Origin of the sequence: Shewanella nanhaiensis, assembly GCF_019457885.1 — a bacterium.
GTDB classification, from domain to species: domain Bacteria; phylum Pseudomonadota; class Gammaproteobacteria; order Enterobacterales; family Shewanellaceae; genus Shewanella; species Shewanella nanhaiensis.
In genome coordinates this window covers 55,778-82,036 of record NZ_JAHZST010000020.1, presented here as the reverse complement: position 1 = coordinate 82,036, position 26,259 = coordinate 55,778, and the positions used below count along the sequence as shown (strand labels likewise).

At 43.8% G+C, this 26,259-nt stretch carries 24 protein-coding genes and 1 rRNA gene; 5 read left to right on the top strand and 20 right to left on the bottom strand.

Translation table 11 applies throughout. The features are described from left to right. Both K0625_RS21100 and ccoG read right to left on the bottom strand, forming a co-directional pair. Positions 1 to 113, bottom strand: a 16S ribosomal RNA gene (locus tag K0625_RS21100); the annotation flags it as partial. A gap of 935 nt (positions 114 to 1,048) precedes the next feature. Further along, on the bottom strand, positions 1,049 to 2,491 hold the full coding sequence (gene ccoG, locus K0625_RS21095; protein ID WP_220111444.1) for a cytochrome c oxidase accessory protein CcoG: 1,443 nt from the start codon (positions 2,489 to 2,491) through the stop codon (positions 1,049 to 1,051). Positions 2,492 to 2,580: 89 nt separating this feature from the next. Here ccoG and K0625_RS21090 point away from each other — a divergent pair, with 89 nt between their 5' ends. From K0625_RS21090 to K0625_RS21080, 3 genes are all read left to right on the top strand, one after another. Continuing rightward, positions 2,581 to 2,934 carry a hypothetical protein gene (locus K0625_RS21090; RefSeq protein WP_220111443.1) on the top strand — a complete coding sequence of 118 codons (354 nt, stop codon included), beginning with the start codon at positions 2,581 to 2,583 and terminating at the stop codon, positions 2,932 to 2,934. A gap of 114 nt (positions 2,935 to 3,048) precedes the next feature. Then, a complete protein-coding gene (locus K0625_RS21085; RefSeq protein ID WP_012327452.1) occupies positions 3,049 to 3,954 on the top strand; it encodes a 1,4-dihydroxy-2-naphthoyl-CoA synthase in 906 nt (301 codons plus the stop codon). Between the two features lie 178 nt (positions 3,955 to 4,132). After that, entirely contained in the window at positions 4,133 to 4,327 is a 195-nt protein-coding gene (locus K0625_RS21080; protein WP_220111442.1) for a DUF2061 domain-containing protein, read from the top strand. Between the two features lie 57 nt (positions 4,328 to 4,384). Here the strand turns inward: K0625_RS21080 and K0625_RS21075 are convergent, their stop codons facing one another. Together K0625_RS21075 and K0625_RS21070 are read right to left on the bottom strand one after the other, a co-directional pair. Beyond that, positions 4,385 to 5,050, bottom strand: a complete 666-nt coding sequence (locus K0625_RS21075) for a helix-turn-helix transcriptional regulator (RefSeq protein ID WP_065187391.1) — start codon at positions 5,048 to 5,050, stop codon at positions 4,385 to 4,387. Between the two features lie 42 nt (positions 5,051 to 5,092). Next, positions 5,093 to 6,370: an L-cysteine desulfidase family protein gene (locus tag K0625_RS21070; RefSeq protein ID WP_220111441.1), complete on the bottom strand. Its 1,278-nt coding sequence runs from the start codon at positions 6,368 to 6,370 to the stop codon at positions 5,093 to 5,095. Between the two features lie 256 nt (positions 6,371 to 6,626). On the opposite strand from K0625_RS21070, the gene K0625_RS21065 reads away from it, so the two are divergent. Both K0625_RS21065 and K0625_RS21060 read left to right on the top strand, forming a co-directional pair. Further along, a complete protein-coding gene (locus K0625_RS21065) occupies positions 6,627 to 7,928 on the top strand; it encodes an SLC5/6 family protein (RefSeq protein WP_220111440.1) in 1,302 nt (433 codons plus the stop codon). Between the two features lie 296 nt (positions 7,929 to 8,224). After that, entirely contained in the window at positions 8,225 to 9,529 is a 1,305-nt protein-coding gene (locus K0625_RS21060; RefSeq protein ID WP_220111439.1) for a lactonase family protein, read from the top strand. Positions 9,530 to 9,617: 88 nt separating this feature from the next. Here K0625_RS21060 and glmS read toward each other — a convergent pair whose 3' ends face one another. The 16 genes from glmS to rsmG form a co-directional block, all read right to left on the bottom strand. Further along, a complete protein-coding gene (gene glmS, locus K0625_RS21055) occupies positions 9,618 to 11,447 on the bottom strand; it encodes a glutamine--fructose-6-phosphate transaminase (isomerizing) (protein WP_220111438.1) in 1,830 nt (609 codons plus the stop codon). A gap of 50 nt (positions 11,448 to 11,497) precedes the next feature. Continuing rightward, complete coding sequence (locus K0625_RS21050; protein WP_220111437.1) at positions 11,498 to 12,268, bottom strand: DeoR/GlpR family DNA-binding transcription regulator; 771 nt, start codon at positions 12,266 to 12,268, stop codon at positions 11,498 to 11,500. 181 nt (positions 12,269 to 12,449) lie between these two features. Further along, positions 12,450 to 14,594 carry a TonB-dependent siderophore receptor gene (locus K0625_RS21045; protein ID WP_220111436.1) on the bottom strand — a complete coding sequence of 715 codons (2,145 nt, stop codon included), beginning with the start codon at positions 14,592 to 14,594 and terminating at the stop codon, positions 12,450 to 12,452. A 184-nt stretch (positions 14,595 to 14,778) separates the two neighbouring features. After that, positions 14,779 to 16,161: a bifunctional UDP-N-acetylglucosamine diphosphorylase/glucosamine-1-phosphate N-acetyltransferase GlmU gene (gene glmU, locus K0625_RS21040; RefSeq protein WP_220111435.1), complete on the bottom strand. Its 1,383-nt coding sequence runs from the start codon at positions 16,159 to 16,161 to the stop codon at positions 14,779 to 14,781. Between the two features lie 448 nt (positions 16,162 to 16,609). Further along, positions 16,610 to 17,038, bottom strand: coding sequence for a F0F1 ATP synthase subunit epsilon (locus K0625_RS21035; RefSeq protein WP_220111434.1), 429 nt, complete (start codon positions 17,036 to 17,038; stop codon positions 16,610 to 16,612). Between the two features lie 72 nt (positions 17,039 to 17,110). Continuing rightward, positions 17,111 to 18,487 carry a F0F1 ATP synthase subunit beta gene (gene atpD / locus K0625_RS21030; protein ID WP_220111433.1) on the bottom strand — a complete coding sequence of 459 codons (1,377 nt, stop codon included), beginning with the start codon at positions 18,485 to 18,487 and terminating at the stop codon, positions 17,111 to 17,113. A gap of 35 nt (positions 18,488 to 18,522) precedes the next feature. Next, positions 18,523 to 19,383 (bottom strand): F0F1 ATP synthase subunit gamma, encoded by an 861-nt coding sequence (gene atpG / locus K0625_RS21025; RefSeq protein WP_220111432.1) that lies wholly within the window; start codon positions 19,381 to 19,383, stop codon positions 18,523 to 18,525. A 46-nt stretch (positions 19,384 to 19,429) separates the two neighbouring features. Continuing rightward, positions 19,430 to 20,971 carry a F0F1 ATP synthase subunit alpha gene (atpA, locus tag K0625_RS21020; protein ID WP_012327466.1) on the bottom strand — a complete coding sequence of 514 codons (1,542 nt, stop codon included), beginning with the start codon at positions 20,969 to 20,971 and terminating at the stop codon, positions 19,430 to 19,432. Between the two features lie 14 nt (positions 20,972 to 20,985). Continuing rightward, positions 20,986 to 21,519: a F0F1 ATP synthase subunit delta gene (gene atpH / locus K0625_RS21015; protein ID WP_220111431.1), complete on the bottom strand. Its 534-nt coding sequence runs from the start codon at positions 21,517 to 21,519 to the stop codon at positions 20,986 to 20,988. Positions 21,520 to 21,535: 16 nt separating this feature from the next. Continuing rightward, the gene (gene atpF, locus K0625_RS21010) at positions 21,536 to 22,006 is read right to left on the bottom strand and encodes a F0F1 ATP synthase subunit B (RefSeq protein WP_012327468.1); all 471 of its coding nucleotides are present in this window, start codon (positions 22,004 to 22,006) and stop codon (positions 21,536 to 21,538) included. Positions 22,007 to 22,043: 37 nt separating this feature from the next. After that, positions 22,044 to 22,295: a F0F1 ATP synthase subunit C gene (gene atpE / locus K0625_RS21005; protein WP_011639455.1), complete on the bottom strand. Its 252-nt coding sequence runs from the start codon at positions 22,293 to 22,295 to the stop codon at positions 22,044 to 22,046. Positions 22,296 to 22,359: 64 nt separating this feature from the next. After that, positions 22,360 to 23,154 carry a F0F1 ATP synthase subunit A gene (gene atpB / locus K0625_RS21000; RefSeq protein WP_012327469.1) on the bottom strand — a complete coding sequence of 265 codons (795 nt, stop codon included), beginning with the start codon at positions 23,152 to 23,154 and terminating at the stop codon, positions 22,360 to 22,362. A gap of 12 nt (positions 23,155 to 23,166) precedes the next feature. After that, positions 23,167 to 23,550 (bottom strand): ATP synthase subunit I, encoded by a 384-nt coding sequence (locus K0625_RS20995; RefSeq protein ID WP_012327470.1) that lies wholly within the window; start codon positions 23,548 to 23,550, stop codon positions 23,167 to 23,169. A gap of 225 nt (positions 23,551 to 23,775) precedes the next feature. Beyond that, complete coding sequence (locus K0625_RS20990; protein WP_220111430.1) at positions 23,776 to 24,666, bottom strand: ParB/RepB/Spo0J family partition protein; 891 nt, start codon at positions 24,664 to 24,666, stop codon at positions 23,776 to 23,778. A 15-nt stretch (positions 24,667 to 24,681) separates the two neighbouring features. Then, on the bottom strand, positions 24,682 to 25,473 hold the full coding sequence (locus K0625_RS20985) for a ParA family protein (protein ID WP_012327472.1): 792 nt from the start codon (positions 25,471 to 25,473) through the stop codon (positions 24,682 to 24,684). Positions 25,474 to 25,563: 90 nt separating this feature from the next. Beyond that, positions 25,564 to 26,184, bottom strand: coding sequence for a 16S rRNA (guanine(527)-N(7))-methyltransferase RsmG (gene rsmG, locus K0625_RS20980; RefSeq protein WP_220111429.1), 621 nt, complete (start codon positions 26,182 to 26,184; stop codon positions 25,564 to 25,566). Positions 26,185 to 26,259: the final 75 nt, after the last annotated feature.

Sequence of the window (26,259 nt, the reverse complement as noted above, 5' to 3'; positions counted from 1 at the left end):
CGTCCGCCGCTCGACAGCGAAAGTAGCAAGCTACTCTCCTGTTTCCGCTCGACTTGCATGTGTTAGGCCTGCCGCCAGCGTTCAATCTGAGCCATGATCAAACTCTTCAATTAAAGTTTTTTTGTTCTCATCCGATTAAGGATGAAGAACGGCTCAACGAATTATACTGTTTTTCATCAACCCTAAAGGCTAATGAAGTTTACATATTGCTATGGTCACTCAGTGGTTCATTGAGAAAATTTTTGATTGCCAACATTCCGAAGAACAGAAGACAATTTCGAATAACTCAACACCTGTGAGTGTCCACACAGATTTCTTGTTTTGAATTGTTAAAGAGCATCACACTATTGTGTGGCCGTTGACGCTTGGTCGTTGGCTTGAGGAGGCGTATTCTACACTCTCCGTGGTTGGCGTCAAGCGCTTATTTGAAGAAGTTTTTCAAGCGATGATTCTTTGTTCACTCTCGTGTCAACAACCATCTAATAAAGCTTCTAAAGCATTTGTCACCTGAATCAAATCTCCGAGGAGTTTTGATTCTCTAACACTGCTGCAAGTCCCGTGCTATCTACTCTTTCGACTCTTTATAAGCTTTAAGAATTAGCCTAGTTGGCCTGCTGTGCCGTGTCAGTGGATGCGCATTATAGGGATTACTCGCAACTGTGCAAGGGCTTTTATTGAGAAAAATGAAATAATAGGATTGGATGCGTAGTTATCAAACGATACGTACAAAAAAGGGGCTGAAAGCCCCTTTATACCAATCAGTATAAGAAGTTGATCTACTCAGAGTGTCTTTTAGCAAACTAATTCAAGGCGAATGGATGATAGAATGGTGTGCCCTTGTGAGTTCATTCAACGCAGAAGTAGGCAGCTAAAAACACTCCTTACAGGCGAGTTTTAGCGGTTCTGATGCTGCGTTAATGAGCTTAACCGTAGAATAACTATGCTCTTCACTCATTGTCTTGCCTCAGGACCGCTAAACTCTCGCTGAGCGATCAAATCTTTATACTGATTGGTATTAATCTCAATAAGCCCTGCTCGAAGTCAAAAATTAGTTACTAAAGAAGCGTGACTCTTGAGTAGCTTCTATCTTCTCACTATTAGAATCTGTAGATGAAGGCTCGGCCACCACCTTAAAGTTTATCTTAGTCATGGTTCTGGAAAGGTCCACAGGATCAACTGCGACACTAATGGGCAGAGTTAACACCTCTCCCCCGTCGATCTTAACCTCTTGCGCTCCATACCAGATATATTCAGGTAATCCCTCTACAGATAATTGGTAATGATGCTCTTGCTCTGTTTTATTCAGAATTTTCAGGGTAAAGGTGTTTTCTATTAAACCTTCATTGTTTTCCCTGAACAGCTGATTACGATCGCGAATCACATCCACACGCACAGGTGCGATTGTAGCACTGGCATAAACGAAGATAAGGATCATAACCGTAAGCACGACCCCATAACCAACTAACTTAGGACGTAATACCTTCTCTTTAATACCATCAAGCTTATTTTCAGTAGTATAAGCAATTAAGCCTTTGTCATAGCCCATACGCTCCATCGTGGTATCACAAGCATCAATACAAGCTCCACAGTTAATACACTCATATTGCAAACCATTACGGATATCTATCCCAGTAGGACAAACCTGCACACAAAGATCACAGTCAATACAATCACCTAAGCCCATCTCTTTAGGATCAGCTTTACGGGATCTCGGTCCTCGACTCTCACCTCGTTTAGTATCGTAACCGACTATATAGGTATTCTTATCGAACATAGCAGCTTGGAAACGAGCATAAGGGCACATATGGATACACATGATCTCGCGCATCCAGCCAGCATTTCCGTACGTAGCTAAAGTAAATAGCACCACCCAGAAATAGATACCACCACTAGCACTAAGGGTAAAGACATCAACATAGACTTCACGAGTAGGCACAAAGTAAGACACGAACGTCATTGCTGTAATTAGAGAGATAAATACCCAAGAGGCATGTTTGGCTGTTTTACGCCAAAGCTTATTAAAACTCCATGGCATCTGATCTAGCTTCATTCGCTTATTACGCGCACCTTCGAGCTTTTCTTCGAACCAGATAAAGATAAAGGTCCACACAGTTTGTGGGCAGGTATAGCCACACCAGACACGTCCAAGGTAAGTCGTCACAAAAAAGAGGCCAAAAGCGGCTATCATCAGAAGTGCAGCGAGCAGAGTAAGATCTTGCGGCCAGATGGTTAAGCCAAATATATGAAACTTCTGCTCAGCTAGGTTAAACCATACCGCCTGTCTATCCCCCCAAGGGATCCAAGGCAGAATAAGAAAGAACAACATTGCAACCCAACCAAGTCGGGTACGTAAACGACTCCATAGCCCCTCTACTGCCCTAACATAGATACGGTTACGAGGATTAAATCTATCGGCTTTATTAGCATCAGGTTGGTGGATTTTAATCCTGTTAGCCTTTGAATAATCCTTTTTATTAGACTCTGTGCTCATCTTTAGCAGCCTTACTACTTTAATATTGCTCGAAAATTAGCTTATTATACCCCTTATGATACTCGTTATTCACCAAAGTTGGATCTAAAATGAGAGGCTGGGTAATATTAGGATTAGGTGTCGGTTTGCTCTATTACGTAGCAACCGAAACCAATAAACTGGATGAGCCTATCGCTCAATCTGAGGCTATGCTTGAAGAAACCGTACGAAAAATACAGGGAATGACAGGCACTACAGCCATTAAAACAGATGATAAAGTCCCTCAATTAAAAAGGGAGATTGCTGAACGTTTATCCCCTAGCGAGTTAAGTACGCTCGATCAAATACTTAGTTCTCCCTCTTCATTACAAGATTTTAAAGAGGAGTACTGTTCCGGTATCACACCAAAGCACGACAGTTTAAGCCAGGAAAATATCTATTTTGTCTGTGATAAGCTGAACTAGCTTTCTATACAATTAATCAATCCCAAGCGGCAATTATCCATAGCTGTGATTGACCTGAGTTCTGTTTAGGCCTAGCCTTTGCTCAATCTAAATTGGGTATAAAGGCTAAATATTATGTCACAACAGGTCTCAGACATTTTCGATCCTAATCTATGGGATCAGGTATCCGGGTTTGATTTTGAAGATATCACCTATCACAGAGCCAAAGATCAAGGCACAGTGCGTATCGCAATTAACCGCCCAGAGTGTCGCAACTCATTCAGACCTAAAACCGTCGATGAGCTTTTTACTGCTCTAGATCATGCAAGACAGTGGTCAGATGTAGGCTGCGTGCTTCTTACTGGTAACGGTCCATCGGCTAAAGATGGTGGCTGGGCATTCTGCGCGGGGGGTGATCAACGTATTCGTGGTAAAGATGGTTATAAATATGAAGGCGAAGAGGCTAACAGTGCCGATATTGCCCGTATGGGACGCTTACATATTTTAGAGGTTCAACGACTCATACGTTTTATGCCTAAAATCGTTATTGCCGTGGTGCCTGGTTGGGCAGTAGGCGGCGGCCATAGTCTACATGTGGTTTGTGATCTGACATTAGCCTCTAAAGAGCACGCTATCTTTAAGCAGACCGATCCCGATGTAGCTAGCTTCGACTCTGGTTACGGCAGTGCCTATCTCGCAAAAATGATAGGTCAAAAGCGCGCCCGTGAGATTTTCTTCCTTGGTTTTAACTACAGTGCCGATGAAGCGTTTGATATGGGAATGGTAAACCGCTCAATTCCACATGCTGAACTAGAAACCGAAGCGCTCAACTGGGCTCGTGAGATCAACAGTAAATCGCCAACCGCAATGCGCATGCTTAAGTATGGTTTCAATATGGCAGATGACGGTTTGGTTGGACAGCAACTATTTGCTGGTGAAGCGACACGTTTAGCTTATGGTACAAGTGAAGCTCAAGAGGGACGTGATGCCTTTCTGGAGAAGCGGGATCAGGATTTCTCTAAATTCCCTTGGCACTACTAATTTACAACTAGTTAGCCAATAGATGTAAACCCATCATTACGTGCATTATATTGATGGGTTTATATCCAAAACTTATTTCCAATCTATAAATCCTATCAAACTAATCTATCTAAACCTCTTTAAAATGCAAATGATAACTATTATCATTTGATTATCGACTTAATAGAGGCAACCCATCATGGCTAAGACATTTACCTTTGCAATATTACATTTCAGCGTAGCTTTCACTATTACCTATTTGCTGACAGGTAGCATAGTCATTGGTGGGGCTGTCGCACTTATTGAACCTAGCATTAATACTATTGTTTTTTACTTCCATGAAAAGGTATGGAAAAGATTTGAAAAAAATAGCGATAACACCATTGCCGCATAAGAAGATAGCCAATAATTCTTGAGGTAACCCTCTTTAATTAAAAGTCACCGCTATACACTAGCTAGGCAGTTGGTTGGCCTTGATCTCTCTAAGGTAGCGATAGATCGAGTGAACAGATATATCCAACCGAGTAGCGGCAACTTGCGCACTGTCTTTAAGCTCAAATACACCGAGATCATAAAGTTGTGTCACTATCTCACGGCTTTTTTTAGAGGGAGCAATATCCACATTGCCTCTCACGTCATTATTAACACTATCAATAGTGCTATGCAGTGCTTCATCAATATTACGGGCAAACACCTCAGGCGTACTGGTCATCTCAGTATTAACCATACTGTCTGGCATCATAGTGCGCAGTACAGATTGCAGAGGTGCATCCATATCGGTATTGATGCACAGCAGTCCAATAGCCCGATTCTGACCATTACGGATTATGGTGGTAATTGAGCGTAGGGTTTTACCCGTGGCACATTTAGTTAAGTAAGAGTTAGAGATGTCTTGACCCGTTTTTAATTTTAAAAGGGCTAAATTGGTAACTGGTGCACCCAGCTTTCTCCCAGTGACATGACCATTGGCAATCTTTATCACCGAAGGATCACGAGAATCTAAGCTATGGAGCACGACTTCGGTATGCTCACCATACATGGCAGCAATCCCTTCCACCACATTCTCCATCGACTTCAATATCTCAAAATCACTTTTTGTTAGCTCTTGCAGTTTCACATCTAACCCTTTTATTTACCTATTTTTATCTACGATGACAAACTATGCAGACATAATATTGATGATAGTGGTGTCCGTTGACGGCATACCGTGACTGATCATCTGGCCAATGTTGATAATCGTTTGCTCAACATCCTTAGCGATAATCCCCTGTCCAGAAACAGAGCGAGAGTTCATTGCCATTAAGAAGGCTCTCACAGCCGCACAAGATGAAGTACTAACCTTCATTGCACAAGAGGCTTTAGCACCGTCGCACACCATACCAGAGCTATCACTGATCACATTTTGGATAGCAAAGCAGGACTGCTCAAAACTTCCACCAGCCAAGTATACCATGGCCATCGCAGCCGCAGCACTGGTCACAGTATTACCACAGAAAGCCGATAAAGGTGGATAGTGAGACTTAATATAGATAGCGCCAAGATGGCTTAATATCAGCGCTCTCGCCAATTGTTCATCACTGGTTTTATAGTGCTTTGCAGCGATAACAACAGGGATCGTTGCTGCAATACCTTGGTTACCACTGCCAAGATTACTCATCGCAGGAAGTGTTGCCCCACCCATACGCGCATCGGACGCTGCAGCGGTTTCCATCACAATTTTATTAAGAAGATCGTTAGATAAAATACCCTCATCGATACTTTTCTTCATTGTACGGCCCACTTCAAGGCCGTAGGAGTTCGTCATCCCCTCATCTGACAACTTGGTATTGAGATCCGCAGCCTGAAGGATAAATGCTATCTTCTCCAGTTCAACTTGAGTGGCAAATTCATAGATAGAGGCGATATTAATATCTACCCCTTCACAGATAGAACCTGTGGAGATTGCACTTGATTCATCAGCAATAAAGTTAATTTTGCCGTTCAGCTGCTTCTCAACAATTAAGGTATGACCGCCACAGATTTTAACCAGCGACTCTCTGCCCTCAAATCTAGCGATAACGCAGCAATAGATAAACTCATCGGTAACGGTACGCTTCACTGACACTTTACCTGCATCTATCATCTCCTGAGCCTGTAAAACTTGCTCAGGCGTTATCGCAGCTAATACCTCAAGGCCAGCATCAGCATTCCCGCCAATCGCTCCCGAGGCAGCTGCAATAGCAAGGCCTATCTTTCCTGTTCCAGGAACAAATACTCCCATTGAGTTTTTATACAGGTTATCCGAAACAAAAACCTCTAATGAGTCAGGCACAGAACAACCCAACTCCTGAACGGCAACCGCTGCACCATAAGCAGCTGCAATAGGTTCGGTACAGCCAAGTGCAGGTTTAACAACTTGGTTAATGATCTCAATATACTTTTGCCACACTGGTTTCATGGAAATACCTTCAAATATTTTTTCATTTTAGCGCTAGCTAACATTGCAACATTATTTTCATTTCAATAGAAAAATGCAACTTAATTTTAGTTTTATACTAGAAAACAGTAGAAACAAACGCTATAGATCCCATATTTAAAGCAGTTTAAGAGCTTTATCTCGCATTGAAAATAAGTTAAGTGATTTTGATTGTGGACTTTAAAAAGTTCAAATATATTTGCGCAATAATTTAAAATAAGATCAACTAGGGTGATGTATGACAGCAAGTATTGCGACAGTAGATATATCCCGCGACACCTCAACAGCGGCGGAATGGAAAGAAGCGACTCGATTTGACAGTACCGATTGGGGCTGGATTGTAATGAGTATAGGTATGGCCATAGGTGCAGGTATCGTTTTCTTACCTATTCAAGTTGGCGTCATGGGGCTTTGGGTATTTTTGCTCTCCTCCATTATTGGCTACCCAGCCATGTATCTATTTCAAAAACTGTTTATTAATACATTAGCTGAATCTAAAAAGTGTACCGATTATCCTGGTGTAATTTCAGGTTATCTTGGTAAAAACTGGGGAGTTGCATTAGGGGTGCTCTACTTCTTAATGTTAGTTATTTGGGTACTGGTTTACTCACTTGCTGTCACCAATGATAGCGCCTCTTATCTTCATTCATTTGGCGTAACCGAAGGAGATCTGAGTGATAATGTGTTCTACGGTTTAGGGCTTATCTGCGCTCTAGTTTTCATCGGTTCTAAAGGCGAAAACCTGCTGTTTAAACTGTCAGGCTTTATGGCTGTAACAGTTCTCTGTCTAGTTGCCGTGATGGGTGTACTTCTGATTGCTCGCTGGGATATCAACAATATTCCAGAGATAGGTCAATTTGGCTCTATGATGAAAGATGCGATTATCACCTTACCATTTACACTAACCTCAATTCTCTTTATTCAATCATTAAGCCCTATGGTGATCTCATACCGATCCCATGAAAAATCAATTGAGGTGGCATGCTATAAAGCAACACGTGCAATGACAATAGCTTTCTCTCTCCTCTTCGTTATTGTGTTCTTCTTCGCGGTATCGTTCACCTTTGCCATTAGCCAAGAGCAAGCCACTGAAGCGATGAACAAGAATATCTCTGCTCTAGCCATTATCGCGCATTACTTTCCTGGGAGCTGGGCAACAATCACAGGTGTTGTGATTAACATCTTCGCCATTGTAACCTCATTCTTCGGTGTGTTCCTCGCATTTAAGGAAGCCTGTAAAGGTTTAGCGATGAATCTACTGCTACGTAAATTCAAAGAATCTCAAGTGAATAAAGCGAAGGTAGATAAGCTAGTTACAGTCTTTATTATCCTACTCGCATGGTCAGCCATCGCACTAAATGCACCTATTTTGTCATTTACTTCAATCTGCAGCCCTATCTTTGGCCTGGTTGGTTGTTTAATCCCTGCTTACCTTGTGTATAAAGTGCCACAGCTAAACAAGTACAAAGGCATGGCGACAAACTTCATCATTATCACTGGTGTACTACTTTGTATCTCTCCTTTTATGGCATTTAGCTAGTCAGATAATTAACGCCCTTTAAGGGCGTTGATTTTTTCCAGACAAAAAAATTCCCGCTATAAGCGGGAGTTTTCTTTTAAATATAGACCAAAACCAGATAAGCGCGAATTCCCCCTCTCCCAAGTATGACTAAGCCTGCATAAACTCCCGCTCATTTAGAGATGGCCGACTCCTTTTTTGAGCACTTCAGATACCAACCCCACTTAACTAGAACAGTAAGATATTGTCTGTAAATACAAAAATAATTCCAAAATATGTATAGAAGGTATGACAACGCCTAACGATGGAGCTTATCAATGAAAAAAACAGATACTCTGAAACTACACCAATTTCTACTTCCTATAGCCGCAGCCGGACTCATCTCTCTTTTAGGGTGTGAATCAAAAGCAGTTCACACAGATCAAGAAGCTTTATCCACTATCTATGTCGCCTCCAACAAGACTGACGGCAACACAGTGGTCGGCTTTCGCAGTCTAGCAAATGGGAAATTTAAACAGCTTGGTGAGTTTCCAACAGGTGGAGAGGGTACGGGCGATCTTGAAATACCAGCTCTGCAAAAAGATGAAACACACCCCCTTGCCAATGGCGATGATCCCCTTATCTCTGCCAATGGTATTGTCGCGACCGATGATGGTCGACACGTACTCGTCGTGAACGCTGGTGATTCAAGTGTCAGCCTATTAAAGGTTAATAAGGACGGCTCACTCACACTGCAAAATACAGTCGAAGCCGGTGATAAATTTCCAGTGAGTATTGCCAGTCATGGTCAACATGTGGTGGTCGCTAGCGTCGGTGTTGATAACGGTAACGGCAGTATCAGCGCTTATATTATCAATAACGACAATAGATTAACCCTAGTACCAGGTTCTCGTCGAGATCTCAAAGCTAGACCCTCTACGACCTCCTTTAGTCATGATGGAAAACACTTAATCGTAAATGAGCTCGTTACTGGAAAAATCAAAATCTTTAGAATGTTAGATAATTCATTGTCAGCAGAACCCATTTCCACTATCAACTCCCCACGTACAGCTAGGCGATTTCAAGCTATTCCAGTGGGATTTGATACTGGAGTATCAGACAGTGGCGATCTGATCTTTATGTCAGAGGCTCGCTTTTTAACCCCTGAATTTGGATTACGTGAACAAGCCAATGTTGTACCGCAAACACCAAAATACTCTTGGCAAACCGGTTCTCTTTCCAGTTACACCTTAGATGGGCAAGGCAATATAAGCCTAGTCTCAGCAGATGTTCTCACTGGCGATAACGTTGAGGGTGGAGAGATAGCCAACTGCTGGGTTGCACTCTCTCCAGATCAAAAAACACTATGGGCTGCTAATGCACTATCGAGTTCCATTAGTTCATTTGATATTAACAAGGATGGCTCAGTTCGATTAAAGAATGCCACCGCCTACAAATCTAAACCTGAGATGCTTTTCTTTAGCGACTTAGATACTAGTCATGACGGTAAGGAGTTATACCAACTTGTCGGCAATATGGGTCAGGTGATGATATTCGATATTCAAAGCAATGGTGACTTAGCACTTAAGCAGACACTAAACGGATTACCAAAGCTAGGAGCTTATGGTTTGCTTGTTCTATAACGCCTATGTATCATTAGTTGAAAAAATGGCGGCTCCATTAAGGAAACCGCCATTTAAACCTCATCAAATAGAGTAAAGGTTAAACCGATTACTCTACCGTCACTGATTTTGCTAAGTTACGTGGCTGATCCACATCGGTACCTTTAATTAAGGCAACATGGTAAGAGAGTAACTGCAAAGGAATCGTGTAGATAAGCGCTGCCATAAACTCATCGCAATGAGGCACTTGAATCACTTTCATGGTGTCATCAGATTCAAACTCAGCATCCACATCGGCAAATACGTACATCAAACCACCACGGGCACGTACCTCTTCAACATTCGACTTTAACTTTTCAAGCAGTTCATTGTTTGGCGCAACCACAATCACTGGCATATCAGCATCGATCAAAGCTAATGGACCATGCTTTAGCTCACCGGATGCATAAGCTTCGGCGTGAATATAGGAGATCTCTTTAAGCTTAAGTGCCCCTTCCATCGCGATTGGATATTGATCGCCACGACCTAAAAACAGGGCGTGATGCTTGTCAGCAAAATCTTCGGCAAGCTCAGCAATAGCATCATCTAATCCAAGTGCTTGCTCAACCTTAGCTGGCATAGATTGTAAGCTTTGAGTAATTTTAGCCTGCATCTCTTCTGACATACCGTTATGGCGACCCACAACTGCTGTTAGCATCAACAGGCCCGCAAGCTGAACGGTAAATGCTTTGGTTGATGCAACACCAATCTCGGCGCCCGCTTTCATCATATACGCCATATCTGATTCACGTACCAGAGATGAGCCCGGTGAGTTACAGATAGTCATAGTAGCTTTGTAGCCCATCTCTTTTGCCAGACGTAGTGCAGCTAAAGTATCCGCCGTTTCACCAGACTGAGAGATAGTCACTAACAAGCTGTTAGGGAACATATGAGATTTACGGTAGCGGAACTCAGATGCGATCTCAACATTACAGGAAACACCAGCCCAATCCTCTAGCCAGTAACGTGCAGCCATTCCCGCGTGATAACTCGTACCACAGGCGATGATCTGTACATGCTTAATATCTTTAAGAAACTCAGCAGCGTTCTCACCAAATGCTGAGTCCAACACAGTCCCGCTGGCAATACGGCCCTCTAAAGTATGGGCAATAGCACGTGGCTGCTCGTAGATCTCTTTTAGCATGTAGTGACGGTATTCGCCTTTATCACCGGCATCATGAGTCACTTCAGACTCTTTTACTTCGCGCTCAACAGCATTACCATCAATATCAAAAATGCTAACCGTACGACGTGTCACCTCAGCAACATCCCCCTCCTCTAAGAAAGCAAAAGAGCGTGTAACAGGTAATAGTGCTAACTGATCAGAGGCAACGAAGTTTTCACCAAGACCAAAACCAATCACCAATGGACTACCGCTACGGGCGACAATCATACGGTCACTGTCTGTACGGTCGATAACCACAGTGCCGTAAGCACCTTCAAGCTGTTTCACCGTTGCTTGTACTGCAGTTAACAGTGTGTCATGGCTCTTTAACTCATGGTGGACTAGATGGCAGATAACTTCGGTATCAGTATCTGATGTGAAGGCATAACCTAAGCCTTTAAGCATCTCACGTAGCTTATTGTGGTTTTCAATAATACCGTTGTGAACAACTGCAATATCACCACTAGAGAGATGAGGATGGGCATTACGCTCACTTGGCTCACCGTGGGTTGCCCAGCGTGTATGAGCGATACCTGTACCGCCTACTAATGGAGAGTCATCCAGCGCTGCCGATAGCTCCTGCACCTTACCGACACGACGAGTCGTTCTCAGCTCTCCATCATTAATCACGGCGACACCAGCTGAATCATATCCACGATATTCAAGACGTCTAAGTCCCTCAACCAAAATTTCAGCAACATCCCTTTGCGCCACAGCGCCTACGATTCCACACATATTGATTACCTAATCTCTATAAACCAGAGTTAAAATTAAAATGAATTTGCTTAACTTACATGGCGTGCAAGTATGACCCGCACACCATGGTTAGTAATACTTTCAACCGCTTCAGCGGCAAGTCTGTCATCGGTAACAAGCACACTAACCTTGCTCCATGGCAGCTCTAAATTAGGGATACGTCGTCCAACCTTGTCGGACTCAAGCATCACAATCACTTCCCGTGATACTTCGGCCATCACCTTACTAAGACCTGTTAACTCATTGAAGGTGGTTGTGCCACGCTCGAGATCGATACCGTCGGCACCGATAAAAAGCTGATCGAAGTTATATGAGCGCAATACCTGCTCGGCGACCTGCCCCTGAAAAGATTCCGAGTGAGGATCCCAGGTACCTCCTGTCATCAACAGAGTTGGCTCATTTTCCAGCTCATGAATCGCATTGGCCAACTGCAGGGAGTTGGTCATCACAAGCAGACCACGCTTACTATTCAACTGCTGAATAAGCCCAGATGTAGTACTGCCACTGTCGATAATGATGCGGTTATGATCATTGATCAGCTCAGCCGCTGTTTCGGCAATAGATAGCTTATTAGGCGCTATCTTGGCAGTGAATTGCTGTGTCACCTCATCGGGGATCGCAACGGCGCCACCATAACGACGTAACAAGAGGCCTGTTTTCTCAAGTGCAGCTAGGTCTTTACGAATAGTGACCTCAGATGTTTCGAAACGAGTAGATAACTCATCAACACTGACCTCACCCTGATCATTTAGGATGCTGATAATGCTATGTCGGCGCTGTTGAGTATTACGTTTGTTCATAAAACCTTTCAGTTAAGTTTCGTTTCGAAAGAAGCATTATAGTGAAACGAAACTTTTTTACCAGTTTTGAAACTAGATAAAGATCAAAAAGTGCCAAAATTTAGACAAAAAAAAGCCCCTATCCAAGATAGAGGCTTTGTTTATCAAAGAGTTTATTAAAGAATTAATCAATAAGTATTAATTAGAACTTAGCTTCCACTGCTAAACCGAAGTGACGTCCTTCACCCACAGTGACATCTTTGTAGTTACCACCGGCAATATAGTCAGTATCAAACAGGTTCTTCACGTTCAAACGCACGCTCACATCACTGCCCATCACATCCATTGAGTAAGCTGCGCCCATATCGAAACGTACATAACCATCTTTAGAGATAGTATTCTCTGTATTAGCGAAACGCTCGCCCACATAGACAGCACCAAAGTTAAGGGCTAAATCATCGGTCATCTCATAACGAGTCCAGACGTTAGCCGACCATTCGGGCGCATCAATAGGTGTCTTACCATTTAACTTATCACCTTCGGGTCTTTGATACTCAGCATTAAGGTACATCATAGAACCGGTTAAGAACCAGTTATCGCTAACCTGCCCCTGTGCGCCCATCTCGAAACCTTTATGACGCTGTTCGCCACTTTGGGTCGTAATAGTTTGATGGCCACCAGAAATTGGGTTAGTAAGATCTTCTGTCACAGTGACGTTTGATACAGTGATATCGAATACTGCTGCGGTAAGTAGCAAGCTATCGTTAAACAACTCCCACTTTGTGCCTATCTCATACTGTTCACCATACTCAGGCTCAAGGTTCATCTTATCATTCACATCTTCAAAATCGTTAACTATCCCTTGAGGTGTAAAGCTCTTAGAGTAGTTTACATAGATGCTGCCGTTATCAGCGGGCGAGTAGATAACACCAAACTTAGGTGAAACTGCGTAGCTGTTATTGCCTTCGCCATCTTTTTTCTGCTCATCGTAGCGAACACCAGCAAGCACCTGCCAACTGTCATTAATGGTGATCAGATCCTGAATATAGAAGCCGTAGTGCTTATAATCACTCTCATACTTAGAGTCATCATCATTGTAATCCAGTCCAGGGTTAGCGATTGGCTGACCAGGAATAACAGTCTCTGGTGCACCTTTTACCCGTAACTGGCCATAGTAATAGTCCAGCATATTAGCGCCAATCAGGAACTGATGATCGAGTCCGCCAGTTGAGAACTCACCCACAAAGTCCATATAACTTGTTTTATGCTGCCAATCATCATAGCGATCGAACGGCTTCACCGTGTAACCATTACTGAATGGGTCTTCAGAGTATTGAGGTGATGAATCTAAGCGCTGACGGTTAAACTGTTGATCGTTATAACCCGCTTTTACCTTCCAATCATCACTGATGTGGTAAACGATATCCGCGCCCATATTAGTGATGGTATTATCGGTAAAGGCCCATGGCTGATCCCAGATAATGTCACGGCCACCAATTAAGTCACCACTGCTGTTTAACCAGCCCCCTGTATCGATACCAGTCTTATCTTGAGTATGGTCATACTTAAGTGACAAAAGTAGATCGTCAGTGATATCAAACTCTAGGTTAAGGTAGCCTAACCAGCGATCACGCTCTTGGTTAGTGCCATCTTGATATTCACGCCAGTATTTAGTGTCTTGCTTAACTAACACAGTGCGATAACGGATCGTCTCAGCTTCGTTTAAGCTGCCACCCGCATCGAGTTGAAAACGTGTAGAACCATGTTCATCGGTATCGAAGCCGATATCAAACATAGTTTCGTAGGTAGGCTTCTTGGTCACCATATTGATCAAACCACCAGGGCCTGATTGACCATACAACATAGAAGATGGGCCTTTTAGTACCTCAACTTGCTGTAATGTTTCAATAGGCTGCACATAGTGAGACCACTGCTGCTGACCATTAATCAAATAACCAGAGCCTGAAGATAGCTCGAAACCACGAATACTAAATACCTGGCGGTTCCACTTCTCTGAGCCACCTGTCACACTTGAATCGTTAACCAGTACTTCAGAAAGGTTAGTTGCCAACTGTTCATCGGTCACAAAGTCAGGAATAACATTGACCGATTGAGGCGTATCCATCAAATCGATATCACCACGCATAGCGCCTGATGCTGTTCCAGCTTTGTAGTCATTAAAGCTACGACCAGTAACAGTAATACGTTCAATATTAGCCGTAGGAATCTCTATGCTTTCCAGCTCTTCTGCAACAACTGAAGTCGCAGAGAGTGCAGAGAATATTGCAATACTGATAGATGAATAGTTAAAAATACGATTTTTTAAAACACGCTTTATAGAAGACATTGCCAACCCCAATATGGATATCAAGAGCGAAAGTTGGGCGTAATATAAATGAGAACTATTTTTATTTAAGCTTCTTTACACAAGTTTACAAATACTGGTGATCAAGCTCTAAAAAACGGTAGAAACGCGTGATGAAAAACAAAAAAGGCAGCTAATAAGCTGCCTTAATCGAGGAGAGGTAAAACTACTTTTTCAGCTTAACAGGACGTGGCCATCCAGTCAGGTGGCGCTGCTTAACACGGGTAATAACCAGCTCATCAGCAGCCACATCACGGGTAATCGTTGAGCCTGCCCCTAAGGTCGCTCCCTTACCTATGGTTACCGGTGCTACAAGTTGCGTATCACTGCCCACAAAGACATTGTCTTCGATTACTGTCAGATGTTTATTGACGCCATCATAGTTACAGGTAATGGTCCCAGCACCTATGTTTACACCACTGCCAATCTGCGCATCGCCAATATAAGCAAGGTGACCCGCTTTTGAACCTTCACCCAATACCGCCTTCTTCATCTCAACAAAGTTACCTATATGAGCATCACGTTTAAGCTCAGCACCTGGACGAAGGCGAGCAAATGGGCCAGCACTCGCCTCAGCACCCACTTTGGCACTTTCAACGATAGAGTAAGGCTTAATCTCGGCATTGTCGCTAATCTCACAATCGATCAAGATAGCACCTGCACCAATAGTGACATTATTACCTATGGTCACTTTCCCCTGCATGATGACATTAACATCTATCATCACATCCATGCCAACGCTCACCTCACCACGTATATCGATACGAGCAGGATCTCTTAGGTTAGCCCCTTCAAGCATAAGTTTTTCAGCAGCACGAGCCTGATAAGCACGTTCTAGTTGAGCTAGTTGCACTCGGTTGTTCGCCCCTTCCACTTCAATCGCAGAATCAGGCTGAGCAGTGGTAATAGTAACCCCATCTCTGTGCGCCATAGCCACAATATCGGTCAGATAGTATTCGCCCTGCGCATTATCAGAAGATAACTGACCAAGCCAAGCTTTTAACTGCTTGCCAGGAGCAGCCATAATGCCTGTGTTGATCTCATTGATAGCAAGCTGCTCAGCATTAGCATCTTTCTGCTCAATGATACCAACAACCTTACCCTGCTCTTTACCTTCACAAGGAGTGCGCACAATACGGCCATACCCAGTAGGGTTAGGTAGGTTAACGGTTAAAATAGCTAATCCATTCTCTTCACGTGCAGCTAGCAGAGCTTCCAGTGTGGATGCCTGAATCAACGGCACATCACCGTAAAGAATCAGCACAGTATCGTCGTCGCTAATATTAGCGTTAGCCTGAGCCACCGCATGACCTGTACCTAACTGCTCAGCTTGTAGTACCCAGTTAAGCTGCTGCTCACCCAACACGCTTTGTAGCTTCTCACCACCATAGCCATATACCAATTGAATCGCATCACTACCAACATTGTGAGCCGTATCGATCACATGCTGCACCATACTTTTATGGGCAATAGGATGTAAAACTTTAGGGAGATCTGAGCGCATGCGGGTTCCCTTACCTGCGGCCAAAATCACTACGTTCAATGCCATGGAGATATCCTTGAGCTAAAAATGCTTGATAAAATAAAGAGATTAAAATCTAAAAGAGGTCTTTGTTATCGGGCAATTTTAATCCATTAGCCCGACAATTGCGATGGCTAGTGCACTTTGGGTCACTTTCCATCTATAACGTCTCACTCAGCATGGCAATAGAGGGGATAGTGAGAACCTCATACTTCACATAATCAGAATGATAATGATTAAAAAAGGTGGAGTGACAAGGTTATATAGTTAGCTTCCAGATAGTTTGTGGCTTAATTAATGAAAAGCCGCAGAACTTATGCCTATAAGTGAGCAGCTTTGACAAAGAAATAGTGCAAAATAGCCAGAGATCAGCAGTAAAAAACAAATACCAAAACTTTCCATCCATAGGTTTTGGCATAAGTGTTCCAGACACAAAAAAGGCGCCCTAAGGCGCCTTTTTTATCAAACAATAACCTTATCTGGCAATGTTCTTTCTGATGGTATCAACAACACGCAACTGAGCAACAGCCTGAGCTAACTCATTTGCTGCGGCAGCATAGTTGAAGTCAGCGCCAGCATCTGCCATAGCAGACTCTGCACGACGCTTAGCTTCTTCAGCGGCCTTCTCGTCAATCTCATCGGCACGCAACACGACGTCAGCCAATACTGAAACAGAAAAAGGTTGAACTTCCAGGATTCCACCCGAAAGATAAAACACCTCTTCTTTCCCATCTTGCTTGACGATGCGTGCCATGCCAGGTTTGATATTTGTCAGCAGTGGCGCGTGACCAGGCATAACACCTAGATCACCTTCTGAACCAGTCACTTGTAGGTGTGCTACAAGGCCAGTAAAGATGCTATTTTCTGCACTAACAATATCAAGTTGTACTGTCATGGCTGCCATCGGTTCTCCTTAAACTAGTTATCTGCACTCATACTTTGAACTAAGAGTTCTCAACAAGTGCAGAGCACTGAGTTATTTTTTGTTAGCTTTCTCAACGACTTCGTCGATTGAACCAACCATGTAGAACGCTTGCTCTGGAAGGTTGTCATACTCACCTTCTAGAATGCCCTTAAAGCCACGGATGGTGTCTTTAAGAGAAACGTACTTACCTGGAGAACCAGTGAATACTTCTGCTACGAAGAAAGGCTGAGAAAGATATTTTTCAATCTTACGAGCACGAGCTACGGTAGTCTTATCTTCATCAGATAATTCATCCATACCTAGAATCGCAATGATATCTTTCAGCTCTTTATAGCGCTGAAGTACAGTTTGAACACCACTAGCAACATCATAATGCTCTTGACCAACAACCAAAGGATCTAGCTGACGTGAAGTCGAATCCAATGGGTCAACCGCTGGGTAAATACCCATAGAAGCGATGTTACGTGACAGTACAACAGTCGCATCTAAGTGAGCGAAGGTTGTTGCTGGTGACGGATCGGTTAAGTCATCCGCAGGTACGTATACGGCTTGAACAGAGGTAATAGACCCTGTTTTAGTCGATGTAATACGCTCCTGAAGTACACCCATCTCTTCAGCCAGTGTTGGCTGGTAACCTACTGCTGATGGCATACGGCCTAGCAGTGCAGATACTTCAGTACCCGCCAAGGTGTAACGATAGATGTTATCAACGAAGAAAAGAACGTCTTTACCTTCGTCACGGAACTTCTCAGCCATAGTTAGACCAGTCAGTGCCACACGTAGACGGTTTCCTGGAGGCTCGTTCATCTGACCATATACCATGGCCACTTTATCTAGAACGCCAGAATCTTCCATCTCGTAGTAGAAGTCGTTACCCTCACGAGTACGCTCACCTACACCAGCGAATACTGATAAACCTGAGTGTGCTTTAGCGATGTTGTTAATAAGCTCCATCATGTTGACGGTCTTACCAACACCAGCACCACCAAACAGACCAACTTTACCACCCTTAGCGAATGGACATACAAGGTCGATAACCTTGATACCAGTCTCTAAAAGCTCAGTTGTGTTTGATTGATCTTCATATGAAGGCGCTTCACGGTGAATAACATAACGCTCTTCTTCACCAATTTCACCCGCTTCATCAACTGGCTGACCTAATACGTTCATGATACGGCCTAGGGTCTTTTCCCCAACCGGAACAGAAATAGGTGAACCAGAATTTACAACCTCAAGACCACGACGCAGACCATCTGAAGAACCCATAGCGATGGTACGAACAACACCACCACCTAGTTGCTGCTGTACTTCCAGCACCAAATCTTCACTTTTGATCTCTAGAGCGTCATATACCTGAGGTACGGCATCTTGTGGAAACTCAACGTCCACAACCGCGCCAATTACTTGGACAACAGTACCTGTGCTCATGATAAATCCTCTAAAACTTGTATTCGTTACCTAGCCTAAACGGCAGCGGCACCTGAAACAATTTCCGACAGTTCCTGCGTAATCGCAGCCTGACGAGCCTTGTTATAGACCAACTCCAAGTCACTGATAAGTTCACCAGCGTTGTCTGTTGCAGCTTTCATAGCAACCATACGGGCCGCTTGTTCGGATGCAATATTTTCAACAACACCTTGGTAAACTTGAGACTCCACATAACGGACCAACAAAGTATCCAAAAGCTCTTTTGGATCTGGCTCGTATAGGTAGTCCCAGTGATGAGAAATCTCATCCTCTTCTGACTTAGGCAAAGGTAGCAGCTGCTCGATCACAGGCGTCTGAGACATAGTATTAACGAACTTGTTGAATACCACGTACAAACGATCTAGCTTGCCTTCGTTGTATGCTTGAAGCATGACACGTACTGTTCCGATCAGATCGGCTAGCTTTGGAGCATCACCTAAACCTGAAGCATGAGCAGAAACTTGTCCGCCAAAGCTATTGAAGAACTGTACGCTTCGTGCGCCGATTGGGCAGAATTCAACTTCTGCACCAGCATCACGCTGCTTCTTCACGTCTGACACAACCTTCTTGAAAAGGTTAACGTTCAGACCACCACAAAGACCACGGTCGGTTGACACAACAATGTAACCAACACGCTTGGCTTCTCGCACTTCCAAATATGGATGCTTATATTCGAGAGAACCTTGCGCCACGTGACCGATCACCTTACGCATATTTTCTGCATATGGACGACTTGCTGCCATGCGATCTTGTGCTTTACGCATTTTACTCGCGGCAACCATCTCCATAGCAGACGTGATCTTCTGAGTGTTTTGTACACTCGCGATCTTGGTTTTAATCTCTTTAGCGTTGGCCATCTTTACTCTCCAATCTGGACCTGAGGCGCCAAAGGCACCTCTGTTTTTACCAGGTTTGAGTTTCGACGAACTTATCGAGGCCAGCCTTCAACTCACCTTCGATGTCGGCATTGTAGTTGCCAGTCTCGTTGATGGTCTTCATAAGGTCAGCATGCTCGCTGTTCATGTAAGAGAGCAAAGACGCTTCGAAATCACCAATCTTATTAAGCTCTACGCTCTTTAGGTAACCTTTTTCAGCTGAGAAAATAGACACAGACTGATCAGCTACGCTCATAGGGGCGTATTGTTTTTGCTTCATAAGTTCAGTAACACGCTCACCATGCTCAAGCTGAGCACGTGTTGCATCATCTAAGTCAGATGCAAACTGTGAGAACGCTGCAAGCTCTCGATACTGTGCTAGTGCGCTACGAATACCGCCAGACAGTTTCTTGATGATCTTAGTCTGAGCCGCACCACCAACACGAGAAACCGAAATACCTGGGTTAACAGCAGGACGTAGTCCAGAGTTAAATAGGTCAGTTTCAAGGAAGATCTGACCATCGGTAATCGAAATTACGTTGGTCGGTACGAATGCAGATACGTCACCCGCTTGAGTTTCAATAATCGGCAGAGCAGTCAAAGAACCAGTTTGGCCTTTCACTTCACCTTTAGTGAACTTCTCAACATACTCGGCGTTAACACGTGAAGCACGCTCTAACAGACGAGAGTGAAGATAGAATACATCACCTGGGTATGCTTCACGTCCTGGTGGACGCTTAAGTAGCAATGAGATCTGACGGTAAGCAACTGCTTGCTTAGAAAGATCATCATAGACAATCAGTGAATCTTCACCGCGGTCGCGGAAGTACTCACCCATTGAACAACCAGAGTATGGAGCCAAGTATTGTAGAGCAGCAGCTTCAGAAGCTGTAGCAACAACAACAATGGTGTTCGCCAAAGCGCCATGTTCTTCTAGCTTGCGTACCACGTTAGCGATAGTAGAAGCCTTCTGGCCTACTGCTACGTATACACACTTAATGCCAGTATCTTTTTGGTTGATGATGGCATCGATCGCTAGAGCGGTTTTACCGATCTGACGGTCACCAATGATCAACTCACGCTGTCCACGACCGATAGGGATCATAGAGTCAACGGCTTTATAACCAGTTTGTACTGGTTGATCTACTGACTTACGTTCAATAACACCTGGTGCGATCATTTCAACAGGAGAGAAACCATCGTTATCGATAGGTCCTTTTCCGTCGATTGGCTCACCCAATGTGTTGACTACGCGGCCTAAAAGACCACGGCCAACTGGGACTTCCAAAATACGACCAGTTGTTTTTACTTTGTCGCCTTCAGCCAAAGAGGCATAAGGGCCCATAACTACGGCACCGACAGAATCACGTTCTAAGTTCAACGCGATTGCGAAACGGTTACCAGGCAGCTCGATCATCTCACCTTGCATCACGTCGGCTAGGCCGTGGATGCGGATGATGCCGTCACTAACTGCAACGATAGTACCTTCGTTGCGAGCTTCACTAACGACTTCGAACTGCTCGATCCGCTGTTTAATCAGATCGCTGATTTCAGTGGAATTCAGTTGCATGCTCAAACTCCCAATTACGATTGCAGCGAATCAGACAGACGCGAAACTTTTCCGCGGACCGAGCCATCAATGACTAGGTCTCCTGCCGTGATAATTAGTCCAGCAATAAGGCTGGCATCTATGCTGCAATTAAGCTTAACTTTGCGTGTGAGACGTTTCTCTAGAGAAACACTAATTTCCTGTTGCTGCTCTGAACTAAGCTCAGTGGCTGAAACTACATTAGCTTCAATCTCTTTTGCCCATTCATGCTTCATCTCAACAAAAAGTTGAGAAACAGCAGGTAGTGTTTCTAAACGACCGTTTTCAGCCATTACCTTTAACAGGTTTTGACCTTGCTCATTGACCTGCTCGCCACAAACTCCAATAAAGAGTTCTGCAAGCTGGTGGCTGGCTAAAGAGCCAGTTAGCAGTGGCTTCATGGTTTCGTTTTCACTGACCATGGCCGCGAAGTTCAGCATCTCTGCCCAACTATCAACTGCGTTCTTTTCAATAGCAAAATCAAAAGCTGCCTTTGCGTAAGGACGAGCGATGGTGGTTATTTCAGCCATAACTCAAACTCCTTATTTAAAGTTCAGCAACTAGTTTATTAACTATGTCACTGTGGGCGGCTTCATCGATAGAACGCTCAAGAATCTTCTCTGCGCCAGCGATGGCTAGAGTAGCAACTTGCTTACGCAAGTCTTCTTTAACGCGATTACGTTCAGCTTCAATTTCTGCTTGACCCTGAGCGATAATCTTAGCGCGCTCAGCATCTGCTTCGGCTTTTGCTTCATCAACTATTTGAGCTTTGCGTTTGTTCGCTTGCTCAATAATCTCATTAGCAGTGGCTTTGGCGTCTTTTAGTTGGTCAGTGGCTTTAGCCTGTGCCAACTCAAGGTCTTTCACGGCACGGTCAGCATCAGCTAAACCGTCGGCAATCCTTTTTTGGCGTTCTTCGATGGCATTCATCAAAGGAGGCCAAACAAACTTCATGCAGAACCACACGAAGATAATAAAGGCAACCGTCTGACCGAGTAGGGTAGCGTTGATATTCACAACAGCCTCCTAGTTAGTTTAAAGACAGAAGCGTTTATTACAGCATTGCACCTAATGGATTGGTGAAAAGCATAAATAGTGCAATACCAACACCGATCATAGTTACCGCATCAAGAAGACCAGCAACGATGAACATTTTAACTTGCAGCATTGGAGCCATTTCTGGTTGACGCGCAGCGCCTTCCAAGAACTTGCCACCCAATAGGCCAAAACCGATAGCGGTACCAAGTGCACCCATACCAATTAGTAGAGCAACAGCGATTGCTGTCATGCCTAATACAGTTTCCATCTCTATCTCCAAATATCTAAATCTAGTTAGTTTATTTTTTAGCTAAAAAAATTTTCAGCAATCCTTAATGATCTTCATGCGCCATGCTTAAGTAAACAATGGTCAACATCATGAAGATAAACGCCTGTAGGGTAATAACCAAAATATGGAAAATTAACCAGCCTAGTTGTAGTGTCACACCTAGAGTAGATAATGCCCAGTTAGCACCATACATCAACGCAATAAGGATGAAGATCAACTCACCTGCATATAAGTTACCGAACAGACGCAGTGCCAATGAAATAGGCTTAGCGATCAAAGTTACAGTTTCTAACAGGAGGTTGACGGGTATCATTGCCTTATGGTTGAAAGGCTGCAGTGTCAGTTCTTTAACAAAACCTGATATGCCTTTGACTTTAATGCTGTAGTAAATAATCAGCAAGAACACACCAATAGCCATACTAAAGGTGATGTTTAAGTCAGTCGTTGGAACCACTTTCATGTAAGGGATGCCAGCTGCCATAGCTAACTCAGGTATCCAGTCAACTGGTACCATATCCATGAAGTTCATCATGAATACCCAAACAAAAATCGTTAATGCCAACGGAGCAATAACAGGATTGCGGCCATGGAAGGTTTCTTTCACGCTAGAATCGACAAACTCAACAATCATCTCGACAAAACACTGAAGTTTGCCAGGAACGCCTGTTGTAGCCTTCTTTCCAACGCTACGGAATAGCCATAAGAATAGAACACCAAGCCCAACCGAAAAGAACAACGAATCAATGTGCCATGTCCAGAAGCCTTCACCAACACTTAAGTTGGTAAGGTGGTGCTGGATATAGCCCTGCGGTGTTAACGCTTCACCAGTTGCAGCCATGATTCATCCCACTTAACTTTGCTTGAAATATAAAGGAGCTGTCCAATGCACGATTAACGCTAAGGTATAACAAACAAAAAGTGGCATAAAACCAATTTCCATATTGATAAACACTAGTGAAAACATTGCTATTGTAAGCAGCAACTTTACCGCTTCCCCCCAGTAAAAAGTCTTAACGACCTTTCCAGCTGAACTTGCTCCCGTGTGGGAAAAAGCGAGGGTTGCGAATACAAAATTAGGGAGTACAGCGATGGCGCCACCTGCTAATGCAGACAAACCATACTGAGCTCCCCACGTGGCGAAAAAGAAAATAGAAGCACCCCCAGCAACCGCCGCCTGCATCAATACCAATTTATAGGCTGACCATCGGCCACGGCGTGCTAAAACCTTACTCAATTTACCTTCTCCGCATTAAGGCTTTCCTGTTTCGATGACCGGATCACAATATCCAAAAAATACCGAACAACAAAAAAGCTTGCGAAAGTATACCTTTTCGGGCCTTCAAAGCAAGTTTAAGCTGAGGAAAATCGACTCTTTTAACGTGATCTACGACCAAAGATGCAAAAGTCTAAAACTAACAGATGTCACAAAGTTACATAATATAGCGGTAACATGAGTTTTTTAACCGATTTTGCTGATAATGCCGTCTAATTCAGCGAGATCTTGATAGTTTATTACTAATTTACCTTTACCTTTCTTATTATGGGTAATGGAAACCTTCGCACCTAACCTCTCAATTAATTGGCTTTCCAAGCGCGCGACATCGTGATCTTTTGCAGGTTTATCTGCAATTTCAGGTGGGTTTAAGGTTTTATTAACTAAGCGTTCAGTTTCACGAACAGTTAATTCTTTTGCAGCAACCATTCTGGCAATTACCGTCTGTTCTTCGCCATCAATTGCTAACAAAGCTCGGGCATGGCCCATATCGATATCACCATACTCTAACATACGCTTAACAGGCTCATTGAGGCCATTGAGACGAAGTAGGTTAGAAACCGTGGCTCGTGATTTACCCACAGCATCGGCAATTAATTGATGAGTAAGATTGAACTCCTGCATCAATCGTTCGAGGGCAATAGCCTCCTCCATCGCATTAAGATCTTCACGTTGAATGTTCTCAATAAGCGCGATAACGACAGCAGATTCATCTGGCACCTGTTTAACAATACAGGGCACCTTTTCAAGCTTAGCCAACTGAGCAGCGCGCCAGCGACGCTCACCGGCAATGATCTCGTACATGGTAGGCGAGACTTTACGCACTAAAATAGGTTGAATAACACCTTGGGCTTTTATCGACTCAGATAGCTCATCCAGAGCCTCCGGCGACATATCTTTACGTGGCTGATATTTTCCTGACTGCATCATGTCTACATCTAGCATGATAAGGTCATCGTTCTTAATATCTTGATCCGTTGAGTCACTCTGTCCTTGATTTAACTTAGCACTCGCAGCGCTACTGGTGCTGAGAAGTGCGTCTAGGCCTTTGCCTAAACCACGCTTTTTAACTGTCATTTCCATAGCCCTAAATTACGCCTGTTCGCCCTGAAGGTCATGCTGCTCAGCACGACGAATAATCTCACCTGCCAGTGACAGGTATGCTTTTGCGCCTGCACTGGATTTGTCATAATACATGGCTGGAGCACCAAAACTTGGCGCTTCAGCGAGTCGTACATTCCTTGGTATAACCGTACGATAAACTTTTTCACCAAAATGCTGTTTAAGTTGATCGGAAACATCATTGGCTAAACGATTACGGGGATCATACATGGTACGTAAAATCCCTTCGATGCAGAGACCAGGGTTCACCATGGCTCCAATTTTACTGATGGTATCCATCAATGCAGTCAGACCTTCCAGCGCATAATACTCACACTGCATAGGAACTAACACAGAGTCGGCCGCCGACATGGCATTCACTGTCAACATATTCAGTGATGGCGGACAATCGATAAAGATAAAGTCATACTCATCTTTTACAGGCGCCAATGCATTGCGTAATCTGATCTCTCGAGCAAAGAACTCCATCAACTTGATCTCAGCTGCCGTCACATCCCCATTACCGGCAATCAGATCATACTTGCCGCTGGTATCTCGGTAGACAACCTCATCGAAAGACTTCTCATCGACCAACAACTCATAGGCTGTATTTTCAACACTGTACTTATCGATACCGCTTCCCATGGTCGCATTGCCTTGAGGATCGAGATCTATCAGTAATACTTTACGCTTTGTGGCGGCTAAAGATGCGGCTAAATTTACGCAAGTTGTTGTTTTTCCCACACCACCTTTCTGGTTAGCTACGGCAATCACTTTACCCACAATACCATCCTGTATGTCACTTTCTGCTATTCAACACTGTTGAAACCAATACCAAGTTGCTTGAAGCACTAAAGAAATGCAACTTTATCGCTATTTTTTAATCACTCTAAGAAGGTGTCTTTGCTCATCAAGACGAGGAACCTGAAGTTCGATAATATCAGTAACTTCAAACCCTTGTGGAATATTAGCCATCTCATTGTCGGCTAATTGACCCTTTAGAGCATAGTAACAACCCGTTTCGGCCGGAAGGTGATGACACCAATGCAGCATATCCTCAATAGAGGCGAATGCACGGCTGAGCACACCATCAAATTTAACCTCAGGCTCAAAAGCTTCAACTCGACTTTCGACTGAGCTGATATTGTGGATGCCAAGTTCATGTTGAACCTGCTTTTGAAAACGAATCCGTTTGCCTAAACTGTCTAGCAATACAAAGGATCGCTCTGGATTCATAATAGCTAAGGGGATCCCAGGCAAGCCAGGTCCAGTACCAACATCGATAAAACGCTCACCCACAAGATGCTTAGACACAGCTAAACTGTCCATAATATGACGGATCAACATCTGCTGTGGATCGCGGATAGAGGTCAGGTTATAAGCCTTATTCCACTTGTTGAGCATCTCAACAAAACCAATAAGCTGTTTTTTCTGCTCTGCAGTTGCAGACAGATTCATTTCAGCCAGATACTCATCTAATTGGACAGATAACACAGGGTAGATCCTTAATAACAAAAGCGAGCCATTACTAACTGGCTATTATGAAGCCCAGAAAAGGCTAAGGGAAGC

What these genes read in the sequence shown, in the direction of transcription:
- ccoG (WP_220111444.1), bottom strand. Translation starts at nt 2,491, where the DNA reads ATGAGCACAGAGTCTAATAAAAAGGATTATTCAAAGGCTAACAGGATT.
- K0625_RS21090 (WP_220111443.1), top strand. Translation starts at nt 2,581, where the DNA reads ATGAGAGGCTGGGTAATATTAGGATTAGGTGTCGGTTTGCTCTATTAC.
- K0625_RS21085 (WP_012327452.1), top strand. Translation starts at nt 3,049, where the DNA reads ATGTCACAACAGGTCTCAGACATTTTCGATCCTAATCTATGGGATCAG.
- K0625_RS21080 (WP_220111442.1), top strand. Translation starts at nt 4,133, where the DNA reads ATGGCTAAGACATTTACCTTTGCAATATTACATTTCAGCGTAGCTTTC.
- K0625_RS21070 (WP_220111441.1), bottom strand. Translation starts at nt 6,370, where the DNA reads ATGAAACCAGTGTGGCAAAAGTATATTGAGATCATTAACCAAGTTGTT.
- K0625_RS21065 (WP_220111440.1), top strand. Translation starts at nt 6,627, where the DNA reads ATGACAGCAAGTATTGCGACAGTAGATATATCCCGCGACACCTCAACA.
- K0625_RS21060 (WP_220111439.1), top strand. Translation starts at nt 8,225, where the DNA reads ATGAAAAAAACAGATACTCTGAAACTACACCAATTTCTACTTCCTATA.
- glmS (WP_220111438.1), bottom strand. Translation starts at nt 11,447, where the DNA reads ATGTGTGGAATCGTAGGCGCTGTGGCGCAAAGGGATGTTGCTGAAATT.
- K0625_RS21050 (WP_220111437.1), bottom strand. Translation starts at nt 12,268, where the DNA reads ATGAACAAACGTAATACTCAACAGCGCCGACATAGCATTATCAGCATC.
- K0625_RS21045 (WP_220111436.1), bottom strand. Translation starts at nt 14,594, where the DNA reads ATGTCTTCTATAAAGCGTGTTTTAAAAAATCGTATTTTTAACTATTCA.
- glmU (WP_220111435.1), bottom strand. Translation starts at nt 16,161, where the DNA reads ATGGCATTGAACGTAGTGATTTTGGCCGCAGGTAAGGGAACCCGCATG.
- K0625_RS21035 (WP_220111434.1), bottom strand. Translation starts at nt 17,038, where the DNA reads ATGGCAGCCATGACAGTACAACTTGATATTGTTAGTGCAGAAAATAGC.
- atpD (WP_220111433.1), bottom strand. Translation starts at nt 18,487, where the DNA reads ATGAGCACAGGTACTGTTGTCCAAGTAATTGGCGCGGTTGTGGACGTT.
- atpG (WP_220111432.1), bottom strand. Translation starts at nt 19,383, where the DNA reads ATGGCCAACGCTAAAGAGATTAAAACCAAGATCGCGAGTGTACAAAAC.
- atpA (WP_012327466.1), bottom strand. Translation starts at nt 20,971, where the DNA reads ATGCAACTGAATTCCACTGAAATCAGCGATCTGATTAAACAGCGGATC.
- atpH (WP_220111431.1), bottom strand. Translation starts at nt 21,519, where the DNA reads ATGGCTGAAATAACCACCATCGCTCGTCCTTACGCAAAGGCAGCTTTT.
- atpE (WP_011639455.1), bottom strand. Translation starts at nt 22,295, where the DNA reads ATGGAAACTGTATTAGGCATGACAGCAATCGCTGTTGCTCTACTAATT.
- atpB (WP_012327469.1), bottom strand. Translation starts at nt 23,154, where the DNA reads ATGGCTGCAACTGGTGAAGCGTTAACACCGCAGGGCTATATCCAGCAC.
- K0625_RS20990 (WP_220111430.1), bottom strand. Translation starts at nt 24,666, where the DNA reads ATGACAGTTAAAAAGCGTGGTTTAGGCAAAGGCCTAGACGCACTTCTC.